Annotated in this window: 15 protein-coding genes; 6 read left to right on the top strand and 9 right to left on the bottom strand. The window is 68.3% G+C overall.

What is annotated here, in order from left to right; translation table 11 throughout:
- Positions 1-241 precede the first annotated feature (241 nt).
- The 7 genes from H6900_13690 to xdhA are packed head-to-tail and all read right to left on the bottom strand — an operon-like array spanning position 242 to position 9,601.
- Positions 242-1,327, bottom strand: a complete 1,086-nt coding sequence (locus H6900_13690; GenBank protein MCC0074331.1) for a BMP family ABC transporter substrate-binding protein — start codon at positions 1,325-1,327, stop codon at positions 242-244.
- Positions 1,328-1,376: 49 nt separating this feature from the next.
- The gene (locus tag H6900_13685; GenBank protein MCC0074330.1) at positions 1,377-2,309 is read right to left on the bottom strand and encodes an ABC transporter permease; all 933 of its coding nucleotides are present in this window, start codon (positions 2,307-2,309) and stop codon (positions 1,377-1,379) included.
- A gap of 1 nt (position 2,310) precedes the next feature.
- Positions 2,311-3,408, bottom strand: coding sequence for an ABC transporter permease (locus tag H6900_13680; GenBank protein ID MCC0074329.1), 1,098 nt, complete (start codon positions 3,406-3,408; stop codon positions 2,311-2,313).
- Positions 3,395-4,915, bottom strand: a complete 1,521-nt coding sequence (locus H6900_13675) for an ABC transporter ATP-binding protein (GenBank protein ID MCC0074328.1) — start codon at positions 4,913-4,915, stop codon at positions 3,395-3,397. Before H6900_13675 ends, H6900_13680 begins: the two co-directional genes overlap by 14 nt.
- Positions 4,912-5,847: a xanthine dehydrogenase accessory protein XdhC gene (gene xdhC, locus H6900_13670; protein ID MCC0074327.1), complete on the bottom strand. Its 936-nt coding sequence runs from the start codon at positions 5,845-5,847 to the stop codon at positions 4,912-4,914. The genes H6900_13675 and xdhC overlap by 4 nt, the downstream gene beginning before the upstream one ends.
- Positions 5,844-8,204: a xanthine dehydrogenase molybdopterin binding subunit gene (xdhB, locus tag H6900_13665; protein MCC0074326.1), complete on the bottom strand. Its 2,361-nt coding sequence runs from the start codon at positions 8,202-8,204 to the stop codon at positions 5,844-5,846. The genes xdhC and xdhB overlap by 4 nt, the downstream gene beginning before the upstream one ends.
- The gene (gene xdhA, locus H6900_13660; protein ID MCC0074325.1) at positions 8,201-9,601 is read right to left on the bottom strand and encodes a xanthine dehydrogenase small subunit; all 1,401 of its coding nucleotides are present in this window, start codon (positions 9,599-9,601) and stop codon (positions 8,201-8,203) included. Before xdhA ends, xdhB begins: the two co-directional genes overlap by 4 nt.
- Before the next feature lie 226 nt (positions 9,602-9,827).
- Between xdhA and dnaE the strand changes: the two genes are divergently transcribed.
- Both dnaE and H6900_13650 read left to right on the top strand, forming a co-directional pair.
- Positions 9,828-13,319, top strand: a complete 3,492-nt coding sequence (gene dnaE, locus H6900_13655; protein ID MCC0074324.1) for a DNA polymerase III subunit alpha — start codon at positions 9,828-9,830, stop codon at positions 13,317-13,319.
- Position 13,320: 1 nt separating this feature from the next.
- Positions 13,321-14,112 (top strand): crotonase/enoyl-CoA hydratase family protein, encoded by a 792-nt coding sequence (locus H6900_13650; protein MCC0074323.1) that lies wholly within the window; start codon positions 13,321-13,323, stop codon positions 14,110-14,112.
- Between the two features lie 97 nt (positions 14,113-14,209).
- On the opposite strand, the gene eda is transcribed toward H6900_13650, so the two are convergent.
- Together eda and H6900_13640 are read right to left on the bottom strand one after the other, a co-directional pair.
- Entirely contained in the window at positions 14,210-14,854 is a 645-nt protein-coding gene (eda, locus tag H6900_13645; GenBank protein MCC0074322.1) for a bifunctional 4-hydroxy-2-oxoglutarate aldolase/2-dehydro-3-deoxy-phosphogluconate aldolase, read from the bottom strand.
- Between the two features lie 70 nt (positions 14,855-14,924).
- On the bottom strand, positions 14,925-15,902 hold the full coding sequence (locus H6900_13640) for an IclR family transcriptional regulator (GenBank protein MCC0074321.1): 978 nt from the start codon (positions 15,900-15,902) through the stop codon (positions 14,925-14,927).
- Positions 15,903-15,960: 58 nt separating this feature from the next.
- Between H6900_13640 and H6900_13635 the strand changes: the two genes are divergently transcribed.
- The 4 genes from H6900_13635 to H6900_13620 all read left to right on the top strand — a co-directional run bounded on the left by H6900_13635 (position 15,961) and on the right by H6900_13620 (position 18,896).
- Entirely contained in the window at positions 15,961-16,263 is a 303-nt protein-coding gene (locus H6900_13635; protein MCC0074320.1) for a hypothetical protein, read from the top strand.
- The gene (locus H6900_13630) at positions 16,253-17,023 is read left to right on the top strand and encodes an ABC transporter ATP-binding protein (protein ID MCC0074319.1); all 771 of its coding nucleotides are present in this window, start codon (positions 16,253-16,255) and stop codon (positions 17,021-17,023) included. Before H6900_13635 ends, H6900_13630 begins: the two co-directional genes overlap by 11 nt.
- Before the next feature lie 33 nt (positions 17,024-17,056).
- A complete protein-coding gene (locus H6900_13625) occupies positions 17,057-18,034 on the top strand; it encodes an ABC transporter substrate-binding protein (GenBank protein ID MCC0074318.1) in 978 nt (325 codons plus the stop codon).
- Between the two features lie 94 nt (positions 18,035-18,128).
- Positions 18,129-18,896, top strand: coding sequence for an ABC transporter permease (locus H6900_13620; protein ID MCC0074317.1), 768 nt, complete (start codon positions 18,129-18,131; stop codon positions 18,894-18,896).
- Positions 18,897-18,902: the final 6 nt, after the last annotated feature.

Below are 18,902 nucleotides of genomic sequence, written 5' to 3'. Positions count from 1 at the left end.
TCAAGAGGCCCCGCGCCGCGCGGCCCGGCCCGTGCCGTCTTTGTGCCCCAAATATCCTGCGGGGGTGAATGGGCGCAGCCCAGAGGGGGCGCAAAGCCCCCTGCGCGCGGCGCGTCAGCGCCGCGCCCGGTCGCCCGAGGGCTGCGGCCTGGAAGGCTGCCGGCCGAGGGCGAAACCCCCGCCCGCCCATGAAAAAGGGGACCCGGGCGGGTCCCCTCCGTCGGCGTTCGGGTGGGTGGGATCAGCTGGGGATCTCGCCCTGGATGCCCTCGACATAGAAGTTCATGCCCAGAAGCGTGCCATCGTCCGACACTTCGCCCGCGGCCAGCCAGGCCGAGCCATCCTGCTTGTTCAGCGGACCGGTGAAGGGATGGTAGCTGCGGTCGCGGATCGATTCGATCAGCGCGTTCGCCTCGGCCTGAACCTCGGCCGGGATGCGGTCGTTGAACGGGCCAAAGGTCACCGCGTCCTCGGGGATGCCCAGCCACACGTTGTCCGCGCTCCAGGTGCCGTCCAGCTTGGCCTGGATGCGCTCGATGTAATAGGGCGCCCAGTTGTCCACGATCGAGGTCAGGCACACGTCCGGAGCAAAGTGCTGCATGTCCGACGCCTGGCCAAAGCCCAGCGCGCCGCGCTGCTGGCAGACGGTCAGCGGCGCGGTCGAATCGGTGTGCTGCATCAGGATGTCGCAGCCCTGTTCGATCAGCGCCTCGGCGGCGGCGGCTTCCTGCGCGGGGTCGAACCAGGTGTAGGCCCAGACGACGCGGAAATCGACGTCGGGGTTCACCTTCTTGGCGTGGATATAGGCCGCGTTGATGCCCATGATGACTTCGGGGATCGGGAACGAGGCGATATAGCCGATCTTGTTCGACTGGGTCATGCGGCCGGCGATGGTGCCGATCACCGCGCGGCCCTCATAGAAGCGCGCGTTGTAGAGCCCGACGTTGGGCGATTCCTGCAGATAGCCGGCCGCGTGTTCGAAGGCGATGTTCGGGAACCGCGCGGCCACCGCGTTCATCGACGGGCCATACCCGAACGAGGTCGCGAAGATCAGCTGCGCGCCCGACAGCGCCATTTGCGTCATGATGCGCTCGGCGTCGGGGCCTTCCGGCACGTTGTCGACATAGCTGGTTTCGACCGCCGCACCGAAATGCTCCTGCGCGGCCAGGCGCGCGTGGTCGTGGCCATAGGTCCAGCCAAAGTCGCCGGGCGGGCCGATATAGATGAACCCGACCTTCAGCGGCGACTGGGCCCGCGCGGCCGAGCCGGTCAGCGCGGCGAGACCCAGCGCGGCGGCCGAGGTGGCCAGAAGTTCTCTGCGTTTCATGAACATACTCCCTGTTTTCCGGGCAAGGCCCGTTTCGTGATACCGGGGGTCACCCGGCGGCATGGAAGGACCGACCCAACGACCCGGGGGCCGACAGCGTGGTCCGCGCTCGACTCGACGACATAACGACAAGCACGAGGATAGTGATCAGATACGGCGACATTGACAGATATTCCACGGGGATTTGAAAGCCCGCAGCCTGCAAATTCAGCTGAAGCACGGTGATTCCGCCGAAAAGATAGGCGCCCAGCAGCGCGCGCCAGGGCCGCCACGAGGCGAAGACCACCAATGCCAGCGCAATCCAGCCGGCGCCGGCGGTCATGCCTTCGGTCCATTGCGGCACACGCACCAGCGACAGATAGGCGCCCCCCAGCCCCGCGCAGGCGCCGCCAAAGGCGATCGCCAGAATGCGCACGCGGCGGACCTTGTAGCCCAGCGCGTGGGCCGAATCGTGGTTCTCGCCCACCGCGCGCAGGACCCGGCCGCCCCGCGTGTAGGTCAGCCAGTACCAGACCGCCGCGGTCAGCAGGATCGAGGCATAGACCAGCACGTCATGGCTGAACAGGATCCGTCCCACCACCGGCAGATCGCTGAGAAAGCCGAAGTTCAGCTTTTCGGTGCGGGGCGGCACGATGCCGACGAAGCTTTGCCCCAACAGCGCCGAGAACCCCAGCCCGAACAGCGTCAGCGCCAGGCCCGAGGCGACCTGGTTCGCCATCAGCACCTGCGTCAGCACGGCAAAGATCAGCGACAGGGCGGCGCCCGCGACGATCGCCGCCAGCATCCCCAGCGTCGGGCTGCCGGTGGTCACGGCCACCGCAAAGCCCGACACCGCGCCGGTGATCATCATCCCCTCGACCCCCAGGTTCAGGACGCCCGCCTTTTCCACCACCAGTTCGCCGATCGCGGCCAGCAGGATCGGCGTCGCCGCCACCATCAGCGAGGCGACCAGAACGACCGGGTTGATTGCTCCGAAATCCATGTCACGCGCCCTCCGGGCTGCGGCTGGGTGCGGCCAGCCGGATGCGATAGTTTGACAGCACGTCCAGCGCCAGCAGGAAGAACAGCAGCATTCCCTGGAACACCTGGATCGCCGCCGCCGGCAGGTTCAGCATGAATTGCGCCAGTTCGCCGCCGATATAGGTCAGCGCCAGCAGCATCCCCGCCAGCACGATGCCGATCGGGTGCAGGCGACCCAGAAAGGCGACGATGATCGCGGTAAAGCCGTAGCCTGCGTTGAAGTCGATCGAGATCAGCCGCGCCGGTCCTGCCAGTTCGAACATCCCGGCCATGCCGGCAAAGGCCCCCGACAGCCCCATGCACATCAGCACCAGCCGCGCGGGCGCCACGCCCGCGAACCGGGCCGCGCGCGGCGCCTGGCCCGCCAACTGGACGTGAAAGCCCAGGATATGGCGTTGCAGCAGGAGATAGGTGAACAGCACCGCGACGAAGGCCGCGACCCCGCCCCAATGCAGGCCGGAATTCACGATCAGCTCCATGTTCGAGGCGGCGCCATATTGGTGGATGTTGCGCGAGCCCGGGAAACCGGCGCCATCGGGGTTGCGCATGAACCCCGTGGCGGCGGCGGCCAGCAGCTTCTCGGCGACATAGACCAGCAGAAGCGAGACAAGGATCTCGTTGGTGTTGAACCGCGTCTTCAGGATCGCCGGGATCATCGCCCAGGCCCAACCGCCGGCCGCGCCCGCCAGGATCATCAGCGGAAAGACCAGCACGCTGTCGGCCGGGTAAAAGGCCAGCGCCACCGCGGCCGCGCAAAGCGCGCCGATGATGTATTGCCCCTCGGCGCCGATGTTCCAGATGCCGGCGCGAAAGCCCACCGACAGCCCCACCGCGATCAGGATCAGGGGCCCGGCCTTGACCAGCAGTTGCGGGCGCGAATAGGCCGCGAACTGTTCGCTGAACAGCGGGTCCCAGAAAATCAGTTTGATTGCCTCGAACGGGTTCTTGCCAAGGATCACGAACAGGATGCCGCCGGCGATCATCGTCAGCAGCACCGCGACGATGGGGGTTGCATAGTTCCAGGCCCTGGATGGCGAAGGCCGTTTCTCAAGCCGCAGCATTGGTCTCTCCTTCCGCAGCTCCGCCCAGCATCAGGCCGATCTGGTCCATGGTCAGCCCCTTGACGGGGCGCGGCGCGCTCAGGCGGCCGCCGTTCAGCGCCGCGAAATTATCAGCGACTTCAAGCAGTTCATCAAGATCCTGGCTGATGACCACGACCGCGGCGCCGGCCTGCGCCAGATCCAGGATCGCCTGCCGGATCGCCGCCGCGGCGCTGGCGTCCACGCCCCAGGTCGGCTGGTTCACCACCAGAACCGAGGGGCGTTGCAAGATCTCGCGGCCGATGACGAATTTCTGCAGATTGCCGCCCGACAGCGCCCGCGCCGCCACATGCGGGCCGGGCGTGCGCACGTCGAACCGCTGGATCACCGTTTCGGCAAAGCTGCGCGCCTTGGGCCAGTTGATGAAGCCCCGGTTCACCAGCTTTTCACGCCAGGCCCCCGTCAACAGGGCGTTTTCCGTCAGGCTCATGTCCGGCGCGGCGGCGTGGCCCAGGCGTTCCTCGGGCGCGCACAAAAGGCCCATGGCCCGGCGTGCGGTCGGCCCCATGTGGCCGACGGGTTCGCCCGCCATCCGCACCGCATCGCTCTGGGCGCGCAATTCGCCCGACAGCGCCCCCAGCAATTCGTCCTGCCCGTTGCCCGCGACGCCGCCGATGCCCAGCACCTCGCCCGCATGCACCTTGAGCGAGACGCCCTTCAGCGCGGTGCCAAAGGCGGCGGGCGAGGCGACCGACAGGTCGCGCACCTCGAGCAGCAGCTTGCCGGGTTGCGCCGGCTCGCGCGAGGGGGTGTGCAGGCTCTGGCCGACCATCATCTCGGCCAGCGACCGCGCGCTTTCCTGCCGGGGGTCGGCGCGGCCCACGACCTTGCCCAGGCGCAGGACGGTGGCGTTCTCGCACAGGGACCGGATTTCTTCCAGCTTGTGCGAGATATAGAGGATCGAGCGCCCCTCGGCCCTGAGCTGGCGCAGGGTCTTGAACAGGATCTCGACCTCTTGCGGGGTCAGCACCGAGGTCGGCTCGTCCATGATGAGAAGCTGCGGGTTCTGCAACAGGCAGCGGATGATCTCGACCCGCTGGCGTTCGCCCGCCGACAGGTCGCCGACCATCCGCGAGGGATCGAGCGGCAGGCCGTAATTGTGCGACACCTCGGTGATGCGCGCGGCCAGTTCGCGGATCGGCGGCGGGTTGTCCATGCCCAACGCGACGTTTTCGGCCACGTCCATCGCGTCGAACAGGCTGAAATGCTGGAACACCATGGCGACGCCGGTGGCGCGCGCCTGCGCCGGGGCGCCCGGCGCATAGGGCTGGCCGCGCCACAGCATCCGCCCCTCGTTGGGGCGGATCAGGCCGTAGATCGCCTTGACCAGTGTGGACTTTCCCGCGCCATTCTCGCCCAGCAGGGCGTGGACCTCGCCCTCGCCGATGTCGAAACTGACGTCCGAATTGGCGACGACACCGGGATAGACCTTGGTCAGGCCCTGGATGGACAGAAGGGGGGTGCTCAAGACGCGATCTCCCGGGCGAGGGCTGGGGTGGACCGCTGCAGGATCGCGGCGGCGACGGAAATGGCAATGGCCTGCGGATGCTTGCCCAGGGCGGGGTCGCCGATCGGGCTGGTGATGCGGGTGGGGTCGTGGCCCAGCGCCGACAGGCGGCTGCGGAACCGAGCCCATTTCGAATGCGACCCGATCAGCCCGCACGCGGCAAAGCCGTGGCCCAGCAGCCGGTGGCACAGGTCCAGATCCAGTGCATGGCTGAAGGTCAGGATCAGGTGCTGCGCCTCGGCCGGGGCCTGGGGCACCAGAGCGCCGGGGTTGGCCGCGCTCAACACCCGGACGCCGTCGGGCACGGGGTCGGGGAAGCGGTCGGGCGCGGTGTCGATCCAGGTCAGCGCCAGACCGGGCAGGGGGGCCAGCACCTGCACCAGGGCGCGCCCGACATGGCCCGCGCCCCAGATCCACACGGGACGCGCCGGGTCGATCACGGGTTCCGCAAGCCAGCCGTCGAGAAAGCGCAGGCCCGCCACCCCCTCGCCGCGCGCGGCCCTCAGCGCACGGCGCAGGGGCATCGGCATCTCGGGCGCGGCATCGCGCGCCAGCGGCCGGGCGTGAAGGCCGGTTTCCGGCACGCCCGAGAGGTCGGCGAACAGCTCGAAACCCAGCGTCACCGCACCGCCGCAGCACTGGTTCAGCGCGGGGCCCAGGGCGATCCGTTCGATCCGCGGCGCGGCGCCTTCGGCCAGCATCACGCGGGCCTTGCGCGTCGCTTCGAATTCCAGCGCGCCGCCGCCGATGGTGCCGTCCTGACCTGTCGCCCAGACCAGCATCGCGGTCCCGGCCTCGCGCGGCGCGGACCCCTGATGCGCGCAGATCACGACACGCATCACCGCGCCATGCGCGGCCAGCGCGCGCCCCAGGGCGGGGCGATCCAGGCTCATGCAAGGCCCCTTTGGCGGGCCACGGCGGCCAGAACCCGCTCGGCCGTGGCCGGCGCGTCGAGGTCGGGATAGCGCGTGCCGTCGCCGCAGGCCGCCACGGCGTCGGACAGCGCCATCAGCACCGAGATCCCGTGCATGAAGGGCGGTTCGCCCACGGCCTTTGATCGGTGGATCGTGTCCTCGCGGTTTTCGTGGTTCCACAGATCCACGGTGAACACGCGGGGCCGGTCGCCGCAGGCCGGTATCTTGTAGGTCGAGGGGGCGTGCGTCCTGAGCCGCCCCTTGTCGTCCCAGACCAGTTCCTCGGTCGTGAGCCAGCCCGCACCCTGGACGAAGCCGCCCTCGATCTGGCCCTTGTCCAGCGCCGGGTTCAGGCTGGCGCCCGCGTCGTGCAGGATATCGACGCGCAGGATGCGGTTCTCGCCGGTCAGGGTGTCGATCACGACCTCGCTGCACGCCGCGCCATAGGCGAAGTAGAAAAACGGCCGCCCCTGGCCCTGGATGCGGTCCCAGGCGACCTTGGGCGTGGCGTAGAACCCGGTCGCGGACAGGCTGACCCGCGCCTGATAGGCCGAACTCGCGGCCTCGGCAAAGCTGATCTCGTGGTCATCGACCATCACCACCCCGTCGCCGAAGCGCACCAGATCGGCGCGAACCTGGTAGCGTTCGGCCAGATGCGCGGCGATCCGGTCGCGGATCGTGTCACAGGCGGCCTTGACCGCCATGCCGTTCAGGTCCGACCCGCTGCTCGCGGCGGTGGCCGAGGTGTTGGGCACCTTGGCGGTGTCGGTGGCGGTGATCCTGACGGCGTCCAGCGGCACGCCAAAGCCATGCGCGGCCACTTGCGCCAGTTTCTGGAACAGGCCCTGGCCCATTTCGGTGCCGCCGTGGTTCAGATGGATCGAGCCGTCCTGATACACATGCACCAAGGCGCCCGCCTGGTTCAGATGGGTCAGGGTGAAGCTGATCCCGAACTTGACCGGCGTCAGCGCGATGCCCTTTTTCAGCACCGGGTTGCACGCGTTCCAGTCGGCCACCGCGGCCTTGCGCGCGGCGTAATCGGCGGTTTTCTCAAGCTGCGCGACCATTTCGTGCAGGATGAAATCCTCAACCGGCTGGCCGTAGGGCGTGGTCTGCGGCCCGCTGTCTGCCGGCGGCTGCGGGCTGTGCGCCCCACCAAAGCGTTTCGCGGTGCCAGGGCCCGTCCAGGCGGTGGCGGCAGCGCGGTAGAAATTCGCCTTGCGCACGGCCAGCGGGTCCAGGCGCAGGTCGTGGGCGATATGGTCCATCACCCGCTCGATCCCCAGCATCCCCTGCGGCCCGCCAAAGCCGCGGTAAGCCGTGGCCGAGCACATGTTGGTGCGCAACCGGTGGCTTTCGATGCGCACATCGGGCAGCCAATAGGCGTTGTCGGCGTGCAGCATGGCGCGGTCGGCCACGGGCAGCGTCAGGTCCATCGACCAGCCGGCGCGGGTGTAATGGGTGAACGCGATCCCCAGCACGCGGCCGTCCTCGGCGACGCCGACGCGATAGTCGATGCGGAAATCGTGGCGCTTGCCGGTGACCACCATGTCGTCGTCGCGGTCGTAGCGCATCTTGCATGGCCGGCCCGTCAGCCGGGCGGCCAGCGCGCAGGCCACGGCCAGATGGTTTCCCTGGCTTTCCTTGCCGCCAAAACCGCCACCCATGCGCCGGGTCTCGACGCGGACCGCGTGCATGGGAAGGTGCAGCGCGTGGGCGACCTTGTGCTGGATTTCGGTCGGGTGCTGGGTCGAGGAGACGACGTGCATGTCGCCCCCTTCCTGCGGGCTGACCAGGGCGGCCTGACTCTCGAGATAGAAATGTTCCTGCCCACCCATGTCGAGCCGCCCCTCGATCACCCGGGAGGCCCGCGCGATGGCCGCCTCGGCGTCGCCGCGCTGCCAGATGCGGGGGCCGTCCTCGAACCGGGCGTTGGCCGCGAGCGCGTCCTCATACGTCAGGATCGCCGGTTTCTCGGCATAGCTGATCTTGCCCAGCCGCGCCGCCTTGCGGGCGTTCAGATGGGTGTCGGCGACCACCAGGAACACCGGCTGGCCGACGTAATGCACCGTGCCCAGCGCCAGCAGCGGTTCGTCGTTGTTCGAGGGCGAGCAGTCGGCGTGGCCGATCTCGGCGCCGGTCAGCACCGCGACCACGCCGGGCGCGGCGCGCACCGCCGCAAGGTCCAGCGCGGTGATGTCGCCATGCGCCACGGTGGACAGGCCGAACGCCAGGTGCAGGGTGCCCGCCGGCGTCGGGATGTCATCCACATAGCGGGCCTCGCCGGTCACATGGAGCGGCGCGGCGTCATGCGGGTGGGGTTTGTGAATGCTCATGCCTCGACCTCGAGAACGCTGGTGGCAATACCCTGATCTTCAAGGAAATATCGCAACAGCAGATTGCGCGCGGCACCAAGCCGGTACTCGGCCGAGGCGCGCATGTCGCTGAGCGGCGTGAAATCCTGCGCAAAGGCGGGCAGGGCGGACCGCACGGCGGCCTCGGTCCAGGGCTGGCCGGTCAGCGCGGCCTCGACCCGGGCGGCGCGCTTGGGGATGCCCGCCATGCCGCCAAAGGCGATGCGGGCGCGGGTCACGGTCCCGGCTTCGACGGCGATGTCGAAACACCCCAGCACCGCGGAAATGTCCTGATCGAAGCGTTTCGAAAGCTTGTAGCACTTCAGCCGGTCGGGCTGACCGGCAGGGCCGCGCGGAATGCTGATGGCTTCGACGAATTCGCCCGGCGCGCGGTCCTGCCTGCCGTAGTCCAGGAAGAAATCCTCAAGCAGGATCGTGCGGCGGCTGTCGCCCTTGCGCAGGTGCAGGCGGGCTTCCAGCGCGATCAACGCGGGCGGGCTGTCGCCGATCGGCGAGCCGTTGGCGATGTTGCCGCCCAGCGTCGCCGCCGCGCGGACCTGCGCCGAGGCAAAGCGGCGCAGCATCGCGGCGAAGCCCGGGTGATGGGGCGCGATGGCGGGCAGCAGGTCGGCCAGCGTCGTCGTGGCGCCGATGCGGATCTCGTCCTCGCGGACCGTGACGCCGCGCAGGTCGTCGATCCCGGCGATGAAGGCGACGGGCCCGAGGTCGCGCAACTGCTTGGTGACCCACAAGCCCACGTCGGTCGCGCCGGCGATCAGCCGGCCGTCGGGGTTGGCCTGATACCATGCGGCCAACTCGTCGGCGGTGCGCGGGTTGGTGCCGCCCGCGGGCGCCCCGGGCAGGCGTTGCGCGATGAATGCGGGATCGGTCTGCTCGCGCAGCCACTGCGGCGCGGGCGATTGCGACGCGGCCTCGGCGGCGCGCACGATCGGCGCGTAGCCCGTGCAGCGACAGAGGTTGCCGGCCAGGTTGGTGTCGTGATCGGTGACGCCGTTGATCTGGCCCGCGGCCATCGACATCACGAACCCGGGCGTGCAGAACCCGCATTGGCTGCCGTGGTGGTCCACCATCGCCTGCTGCACCGGGTGCAGCGCGCCGTCGGGGGCGCGCAGCCCCTCGACCGTATGCACCGCCTTGCCGTCGAGCTGCGGCAAGAACAGGATGCAGGCGTTCAGGGCGCGGCGGCCGTGGCCATCGGACACCATCACCGTGCAGGCGCCGCAGTCGCCCTCGTTGCACCCTTCCTTGGTGCCCTTGAGACCGCGCTCCTCGCGCAGCCAGTCCAGCAGCGTGCGCGTCGGAGGCGGGTCGGTCAGGGTGACCGGGGTGCCGTTCAGAAGAAAGCTGATCGCGCTCATGCGTTGTTCCGCCGCTGTCTGGTCATCGTCATCCGGTTCTTGGGACTGGCCCCCCGGCCCGATGCGGCGTAAAGCCTCGGGTAAGCCGTGGTCCCTGATCCGAGTGAACAGTGGGACCGGCCTGCAAGCAAGCACAGACTGGTGGCCAAGGCGAGAAGCATTTTCGCTGATCTGTTGAAAATCAGGGCAGGCTTGCGTCCGATTGCCCTCTGGATAAGCTGCGCACATGAGCGATCCCCGATTCATCCATCTGCGTGTCCACACCGAGTATTCCCTGCTGGAAGGCGCGGTGCCGCTGAAGTCCCTCATCAAGCTGTGCGAGAAGCGCGCGATGCCCGCGATCGCCGTCACCGACACCAACGCGCTGTTCGCAGCGCTGGAGTTTTCGGTCTCGGCGCTGGGGGCCGGGGTGCAGCCGATCGTCGGGTGCCAGATCGACGTGCAACTGCCGCCGGGCCAGCCGGGCGAGCGCCCGCGCCCTGCCGCGCCGGTGGTCCTGCTGGCGCAGACCGAGCGCGGCTATGAAAACCTGATGGCGCTGAATTCGTGCCTGTATCTGCGCACCGACGGGTCCTTGCCGCATGTCACCCCCGACGAACTGTCGCGGCACTCGGAAGGGCTGATCTGCCTGTCGGGCGGGCCGGACGGGTTGATCGGGCGCGAGATCCGCGAGGGGCGCGAGGCCCAGGCGCAGGCGTTGATGACGCGACTGGCCGGGATCTATCCGGGGCGGCTCTATGTTGAACTGCAACGGCACCCCGGCGAGGGCGGCGCCCTGACCGAGGCCGAGCAGGCGACCGAGCGCCCGCTGATCGAGATGGCCTATGCGATGGACCTGCCGCTGGTCGCGACCAACGACGTGCACTTCCCCGATGCCGCCATGTTCCAGGCCCATGACGCGCTCTTGTGCATCAAGGAAGGGGCCTATGTCGATCAGGCCGAACCGCGCCGCCGGCTGACGCCCCAGCATTACCTGAAGACGCCCGACGAAATGGCGGCGCTGTTCGCCGACCTGCCCGAGGCGCTGGAAAACACCGTCGAGATCGCCCGCCGCTGCGCCTTTGCGGCCTACAAGCGCGCGCCGATCCTGCCCAGGTTCGCCGATGACGAGGTCGAGGAACTGCGCCGGCAGGCCTGGGAAGGTTTGCAGGCGCGGCTGGCGGTGATCCCCCATGCGGTCAGCGTCGCCGAGTATGAGAAGCGCCTGGAATTCGAGCTGGGCATCATCGAGCAGATGGGCTTTCCCGGCTATTTCCTGATCGTCGCCGATTTCATCAAATGGTCCAAGGACAACGGCATTCCGGTGGGCCCGGGGCGGGGCTCGGGGGCGGGCAGTCTGGTGGCCTATGCGTTGACGATCACCGACCTCGATCCGCTGCGCTACAGCCTGCTGTTCGAACGCTTCCTGAACCCCGAACGGGTGTCGATGCCCGACTTCGACATCGACTTCTGCATGGACCGGCGCGAGGAAACGATCCGCTACGTGCAGCAGAAATACGGCCGCGACAAGGTCGGCCAGATCATCACCTTCGGCGCGCTTCTGTCCAAGGCCGCGGTGCGTGACGTCGGGCGCGTGTTGCAGATGTCCTATGGCCAGGTGGACAAGCTCAGCAAGATGATCCCGGTCGAAGGGGTGAAGCCCGTCTCGGTCACCAAGGCGCTGGCCGAAGAACCGCGCCTGCGCGAGGCGGCCAAGGAAGAGGTCGTCGCGCGCCTGCTGGACTATGCCGAAAAGATCGAGGGCTTGCTCAGGAATGCCTCGACCCACGCGGCGGGGGTGGTGATCGGGGACCGGCCGCTGGATGCGCTGGTTCCGCTCTACCGTGATCCACGGTCGGACATGCCGGCGACGCAGTTCAACATGAAATGGGTCGAACAGGCCGGACTGGTCAAGTTCGACTTCCTGGGCCTGAAGACGCTGACGGTGATCCAGAACGCGATCGACCTGATTCACACCTCGGGGCGCGATCTGCATGTGGGGCCCGGCGGTGTCGCGCTTTATGATCCGCCCAAGGGGGCCGAGAACCAGATCAACGCGATCCCGCTGGACGACGCCAAGACCTACAAGCTGTATTCCGACGCCAAGACGGTCGCGGTGTTTCAGGTGGAAAGCTCGGGCATGATGGATGCGCTCAGGCGCATGAAACCCACCTGCATCGAGGATATCGTGGCGCTGGTCGCCCTTTATCGTCCCGGCCCGATGGAGAACATCCCGACCTATTGCGAGGTCAAGCACGGGCTGAAACCGCTGGAATCGATTCACCCCACCATCGACCACATCCTGGCCGAGACGCAGGGCATCATCGTTTATCAGGAACAGGTCATGCAGATCGCCCAGGTGATGGGCGGCTACAGCCTGGGCGGCGCCGACCTGCTGCGCCGCGCCATGGGCAAGAAGATCGCCGAGGAAATGGCCAAGGAGCGTCCCAAGTTCATTGAGGGGTGCAAGGCGACGCATGGAATCGACGCGAAAAAGGCCGGCGAGGTCTTTGATCTGCTTGAAAAATTCGCGAACTATGGCTTCAACAAGTCGCACGCGGCCGCCTATGCCGTGGTCAGCTATCAGACCGGATGGCTCAAGGCGAACCACCCGGTGGAATTCATGGCCGCGGTGATGAACTGCGATATCCACCTGACCGACAAGCTGGCCGTCTACAAGCGCGAGGTGGACCGCATGGGCATCACCGTCGTCGCGCCCTGCGTGAACCGCTCGCTGGCGACCTTCAGCGTGGTGGACGGCGCGCTGGTCTATGCGCTGGGGGCGCTGAAGAACGTCGGCGTCGAGGCGATGAAGCTGATCGTGCAGGCGCGCGGGGACCGCCCCTTTGCCGACCTGACCGATTTCGCCGCCCGGGTCGATCTGAAACGGGTCGGCAAGCGGCCGCTGGAAATGCTGGCCCGCGCCGGCGCCTTCGACGCGCTGGATCGCTCGCGCAAGCGCGTGTTCGACGCGCTGGACGGGCTGGTCGCCTATTCGGCGGCGGTGCACGAGGCCGCGGGTTCGGGTCAGTCGTCGCTCTTTGCCGGCGGGGACGACCTGCCGCCGCCGCGGCTGGGGCCAAAGGGCGACTGGCTGCCGATGGATCGCCTGACGCAGGAACACGCGGCGATCGGCTTCTACCTGTCGGGGCACCCCTTGGACGATTACGCGGCCGCGCTCAAGCGCAAGGATGTCGTGACGCTGGCCGAACTCACGCGGCTGGCGCAGGCCGGCGGCACGGTCCGGAAGCTGGCCGGCTCGGTCTCGTCGCGCCAGGAACGCAAGTCGGCGCGCGGCAACCGCTTTGCCTTCGTGCAACTGTCCGATCCGACCGGTCTTTATGAGGTGACGGTGTTCTCGGAAACGCTCGAGGCCGCGCGCGCCTACCTCGAGCCGGGCATGAACGTCGTGCTGACGGTCGAGGCGACGATGGAGGGCGACAGTCTCAAGCTGCTGGCGCGCGGCGCGATGCCGATCGACGATCTGGTCGCGGACGCGGGCGCCGCCGGGCTCAAGGTGCGGCTCGACACGGCCGCGGCGCTCGACGAGCTGCGCGCGATCCTTTCGCAGACCGCGCAAGCCCCGCGCAAGGCCTTTGGCCCGCTGATCCTGTGCGTGCCCAACCCCGAGGACGGTGGCGAGATCGAAATCGACCCGGGGTTGAAGGTTCCGGTGACCCCGGTGCTGAAATCCGCGCTGCGCGCCGTCGAGGGCGTGCTGGAAATCGAGGAGGTCTGACATGCTGACGCTCGAAACCCGCGACCGGGTGCGGATTGTCACACTGGCGCGCCCCGAGGCGCGCAACGCCGTCAACCCGGCGCTGGCGCGCGCGCTCTTCGAGGCGCTCTGCGCCTTCGATGCGGACGATGGCGTGGATGTCGCCGTGCTGACGGGCGCAGGCGGGTCGTTCTGCGCCGGGTTCGATCTGAAATCCGTCTCGGCCGGCGACGGCGCGGGCTGGATCGCAGGGCTCGACATTCCCGGTGACTGGGACCCGCTCACGCAACCGATCGCAGGGCCGATGGGACCCACGCGGCTGATGCTGGCAAAACCGGTGATCGCGGCGATCGAAGGGTCGGCGGTCGCGGGCGGGTTGGAGCTTGCGCTCTGGTCCGACCTCAGGGTCATGGCCGACGACGCGCAATTCGGCGTCTTCTGCCGCCGCTGGGGTGTGCCCCTGATCGACGGCGGCACGGTGCGCCTGCCGCGCCTGGTCGGGCAGGGCCGCGCGAACGATCTGATCCTGACCGGCCGCCCCGTCGCCGCGCCCGAGGCCCATCGGATCGGACTGGCCGACCGCGTCAGCGCGCCCGGTCGGGCGCTGGCCGAGGCACTCGATCTCGCCCAGGCGCTGTGCCGGTTCCCGCAAGGCTGCCTCCGCGCCGATTTCCTGTCCGCCCGGATGGCGCCCGCCGACCTGGCGGCCGCGCTGCGCCGCGAATGGCGCAGCGCCGGAATGGCCCTGACCGAGGGCACCGCCGGTGCCGCCCGTTTCGCCAAAGGTGCAGGTCGGGGCGGCCGCTTCGATTGACGGCCGCGATGCAGCGGGGGCGGTGCTGGCGACGGGGATTTTCAAGGGGGGCGTGCCCCAAGGGGCGGCGTGCCGCCCCCCGTCTCCCGCCCCTTTTCTACGGCACCCGCAAGGCGCACGCCGTGCGGGCCAGCGCCTCGATCGCCGCCCAGTCGCCCGCCGCCATGGCCGGTTTCGGTGCCACCCAGCTGCCCCCCACGCAGGCCACGTTCGGCAACGCCAGATAGGCCCCGGCATTCTGCACCCCGATCCCGCCCGTCGGGCAGAAGATCGCCTGCGGCAAGGGGCCGTGCAGCGCCTTCAGCAGGTCCGGCCCCCCGACCGGTCCGGCCGGGAACAGCTTCATCGTCCGATAGCCCTGCTCCAGCAGGCCCATCACCTCGCTCGCCGTCGCGGCGCCAGGCAACAGCGGCAGGTCCAGTGCCGTGCACGCCGCGACCAACCCCGGCGTCGATCCGGGCGACACCGCAAAGGTCGCGCCCGCCGCGCGGGCCCGCTCGGCGTCATGGGCGCCCAGCACCGTGCCCGCGCCGACCCGCGCGCCGGGCACCCGCGCCATGAGGGAAATCGCCTCGAGCGCGCAATCCGTGCGCAATGTCACCTCCAGCACCGGCAGCCCCCCCCCGACCAGCGCCCGCGCCAGCGGGACCGCGTGGGCCGGGTCCTCGATCACCAGAACCGGGATCACCGGTGCCAGACGGCAGAGGGCAAGCGTTGCGTGGCTTTGCAGGGCAGGGGTCATGCGGCACCTCTTGGGCAAAATTGCGTGCGTCCTTGCGCGTCAGGCGGTTCGGCCGGGGCCCCCGCGCGGGTCACCCCGAATGACCCAACCCGCGCGAGATCTCGTCGGCCGCCGCGCGCACCCGCGCTTCGATCAGCGCGGCCTGGGGCGTGTCGGGTGCAAAGCGGTCTTCGGGCCCGGTCACGTTGACCGCCGCCACCACCCGCCCCCGATGATCGCGGATCGCGGCCGCGCAAGACCCGATGCCGCGTTCGAAATTGCCCGCGCTCCAGGCCGCGCCCCGGGCCCGGTCGGCGGTGATCTGCGCGCGCAGCGCCGCCAGCGTGGTCGAGGTCTTGTCCGTCGCCCGGGCCAGAACCGCATCACCGTAAAGCCGGTCCAGATCCTCGGGCGCGAGATGGCCCAGCAGCACCCGCCCGACGGTGGTCGCGTGCGCCGGCAGGCGCGAGCCTTCGCGCACGTTGGACACCAGATGCGTGTTCGGCGTCTCGCGCAGCAGATAGATGATGTCACGCCCGTCCAGCACGCCCAGGTGCGACGACAGCCCCAGATCTGCCGCCAGCCGCGCCATGACCGGCTGCGCCACCCGCACCACATCGCGCGACTTCAGCGCCTCGGCCGCCAGCACGATCATGCCCGGGCCCAGTTGCCAGCTCAGCCCGTCATCGACCGATTCGATCATCCGCTCGGCTTCCAGCGTGTGCAGCAGGCGGATCAGCGTGGTGCGGTTGATGCCCAGTTCGCGCGCCGTGGCCGAGGCATTGCGGCACCGCCCCCCGGCCGCGATGTGGCGCAGCAGGGTGAACGCGCGGTGCACCGGCGGAACGGAATAGGCGGCGGACTCGGGGCCGGACTCGGTGTCGGTCTCGGACAGATCGGTATCGGGCACGGTCAAAGCCTTCAATATTGAACAGATTCCAGCATAGGGGCTTCGTCCGTCCGCCGCAATCCGCGCGGGACGCTTGGAATTTGAGCAGGTTATGAAGGAATGTGTGGCGGGCCCGGTTTTTTTCTTGACCCGCGCCGCTAGCCAGCCAATAATGAACATGCTGTTAATATATGAACACATGGGCCGACGCCCACGCCCTGAGACCGGAGGAGCCACGATGGACAGTTTCAAGGACCGCCTTTCGCAACGCGCCCGTGACACCAGCCGCCCGGCCTTGGCCCATCAGTCGCTGGGCCGTCCGCTGACCGCTGCCGAAACCGCGCTGGCCGAGGCGATGATGGAGCTTCTGGCCGAAAAGGGCGCCGATTTCGCCCGGGTCGCCGAGGGTCTGAAGGCGCGTGGCCTGGTCGCGCCCTTGTCGGGGCGCAGCGACTGGGACCTCGGGTTGCTCGAATCCGAGCTGGCCGCGCTGAATGCCGATCTGGACTCCGCCTATCTGGAGCACGGGTATGGCGCTTGAGTTCAAGGGCGTCACCAAGACCTTCACCTTGCCCGACGGCAAGGACCTGACCGCCGTTCGCGACATCAATTTCAAGGTCGAAGAGGGCGAATTCGTCGCCGTCGTCGGCCCCTCGGGCTGTGGCAAATCGACGATCCTCAGCATGACGGCGGGGCTTTACCAACCGACCGGCGGCGAGGTCCGCGTGTCGGGCGAGGTGGTGACCAAACCCAACCCGCATGTCGGTTTCATGTTGCAGAAGGACCTTCTGCTGCCGTGGCGGACCATCATCAAGAACGTCGAATTCGGGCTGGAATCGCGCGGCGTGCCCAAGGCCGAGCGCCGCGAGCGCGCGCTGTTCGAACTGGACCGCTGCCACCTGAAGGGGTTCGAGGACCACTATCCCTATCAATTGTCGGGGGGGATGCGGCAGCGCGCGGCGCTGGCGCGCACGCTGGCGATCGACCCCGCGATCATCTTGCTGGACGAGCCGTTCTCGGCCCTGGACGCGCAGACCAAGCTGCTGATCCAGAACAGTTTCGCGGAAACGATCCAGGAGGCCGGGATTACCACGCTGTTGATCACGCATGACCTGTCCGAGGCCGTCATCATGTCCGATCGGGTGCTGGTCCTGTCCGAGCGTCCGGGCACCGTGATGCGCGAGATCCCGATCGACCTGCCGGACCGCGCGCACCCGCTGCATCGCCGCCAGATGCCCGAAATTCATCAGCACGCCAGCGAGATCTTCACGCTGCTGCGCCTCGATCAGCGCGCGGCCTGACCCCCTCAAGACCAACCAACGGGAGAACGAACCATGAAGAAGACGATCCTTGGCCTTGCCGCCGCCGCCACACTGGCGGTTTCGGCCTTTGCCGCGTCCGCGCAGACGGCGGTGACCTACCTGTTCCCGGCGCCCGATTTCCTGCCGGCCTTTGCGCCGTTCCAACTGGCCCTGGGCAAGGGTTATTACGCCGACGCGGGGCTGGACGTGACCTTCCGCACCGGGCAGGGCGGCGCCGACGTGGCGACGCAGGTGGCCGTGGGCAACGCCGACCTGGGCGGCGGCATGGGCGACACCGCGCTGATCGTGCGCGCCAACGGGCTGGCCATTCGCGGCGTCGCGCTGCTGGGCGGGCAGGGGATCACCCAGATCGCCTGGCGCAACGATCGCGGCATCAACGGCGTGGCCGATCTGCGTGGCCGCGACATCGGCGTGATCGGCTTCCAGGACACGACCTTCTACAACCTGGTGGCGGTGCTTGCGACCGAGGGGATCACCCGGTCGGACGCGAACGTCCAGGCGCTTGGCCCGGGCGGCATCATCCAGAACATGATCGGCGGAGCCCTGGACGCGATGTCGGGCGTGCCGGAATGGATCGTCGCGATCGAGGACGCCGGCGTGCCGCTGACCGTGACGCCCGCGCGCAACTACTTCCCGTCGCAGGCCCAGGCGATCATCGCCTCGGACGCCTATATCGCCAGCCACCCCGAGGCGGTGCAGGGATTTGTCAACGCCACGCTGCACGCGGTGCGTGACATCATGGCCGATCCGCACCAGGCCGCGCTCGACTATGTCACGCTGGTGCCGCGCCATGCCGAGGCCGTCGATCAGATCGAACGCATCATGCGCATGTATGTGGACAGCGTCTACGCGCCCGACGGGGACCGCCCGCTGGGAGCCTTCGATCCGGCGCAATTGCAGGCCGCCGACGACTTCTATGTCGCGAACGATCTGGTGACCGGCGCCGTCCCGGTGGAAGACGCCTACACCAACCAGTTCATCGCGAACTGAGCCACGCACCCTCGCGTCCCGCCGCTGTCACGCCATCGCGCACCGATGGCGGCGGGGTTCCCTTGCCTGTCCCCAAGCCTTCCGAGGACCCCCGATGTCGCAAGCCACCACGCAGAAATTCGTCGCCGTGGCGATCCTGGCCCTGCTGCTGCTGGTCTGGCAGTTTCTGCCGCCGGCGCTGGGTGTGCCCAAATACATCGTTCCCACGGTGTCCGACATGCTGACGGAACTGGGCCGGATGTATCGCCGCGAGAATCTGATCGCGAACCTGGCCTCGACCGCGATTTTCACCGTCCTGGGCTTTGCCATCGGTTCGGGCCTGGGCGCGGCGATCGGCTATCTGCTGGGGTTGTCCGCCTTTTGGGAGCGCGTCCTGTCGCCCTATATCCTGGCCTTGCAGATCGCCCCCAAGGTCGCCTTTGCGCCGCTGTTCATCATGTGGTTCGGCTACAATTCCACGCCCAAGCTGCTGGTCACGGTGCTGATCGTCTTCTTTCCGGTCCTGGTGAACGTGCTGGCGGCGATGAAGACGGTGGACCGCGACATGGTCAACCTGGCGCGCGCCTATTCGCTGACCCGCTGGGAGATCTTCAAGAAGGTCGAATTCCCCTCGACCCTGCCCAACCTCATGGCGGGGCTGCGCATCGCCTCGACGCTGGCCGTGATCGGCGTGACGGTGGGCGAACTGGTCGGCGGAAACACCGGGCTTGGCTTTCTCATCAGCTACGGCGGCGGGCAGGCCAACGCGGCGATGGTGTTCAACGCCATCGTGCTGCTGACGATCATCGGCATCGCGCTCTATTCGGTCCTGGTCTGGGCGGAAGAGCGGCTGCTGCACTACATCCCCAAGAAGGACCACTGAATTCCC

It is taken from the genome of Rhodobacter sp., from assembly GCA_020637515.1.
Taxonomy (GTDB): domain Bacteria; phylum Pseudomonadota; class Alphaproteobacteria; order Rhodobacterales; family Rhodobacteraceae; genus Pararhodobacter.
The sequence above is the reverse complement of the archived record's forward strand: the minus strand, read 5'-3'. Positions and strand labels throughout refer to the sequence as shown.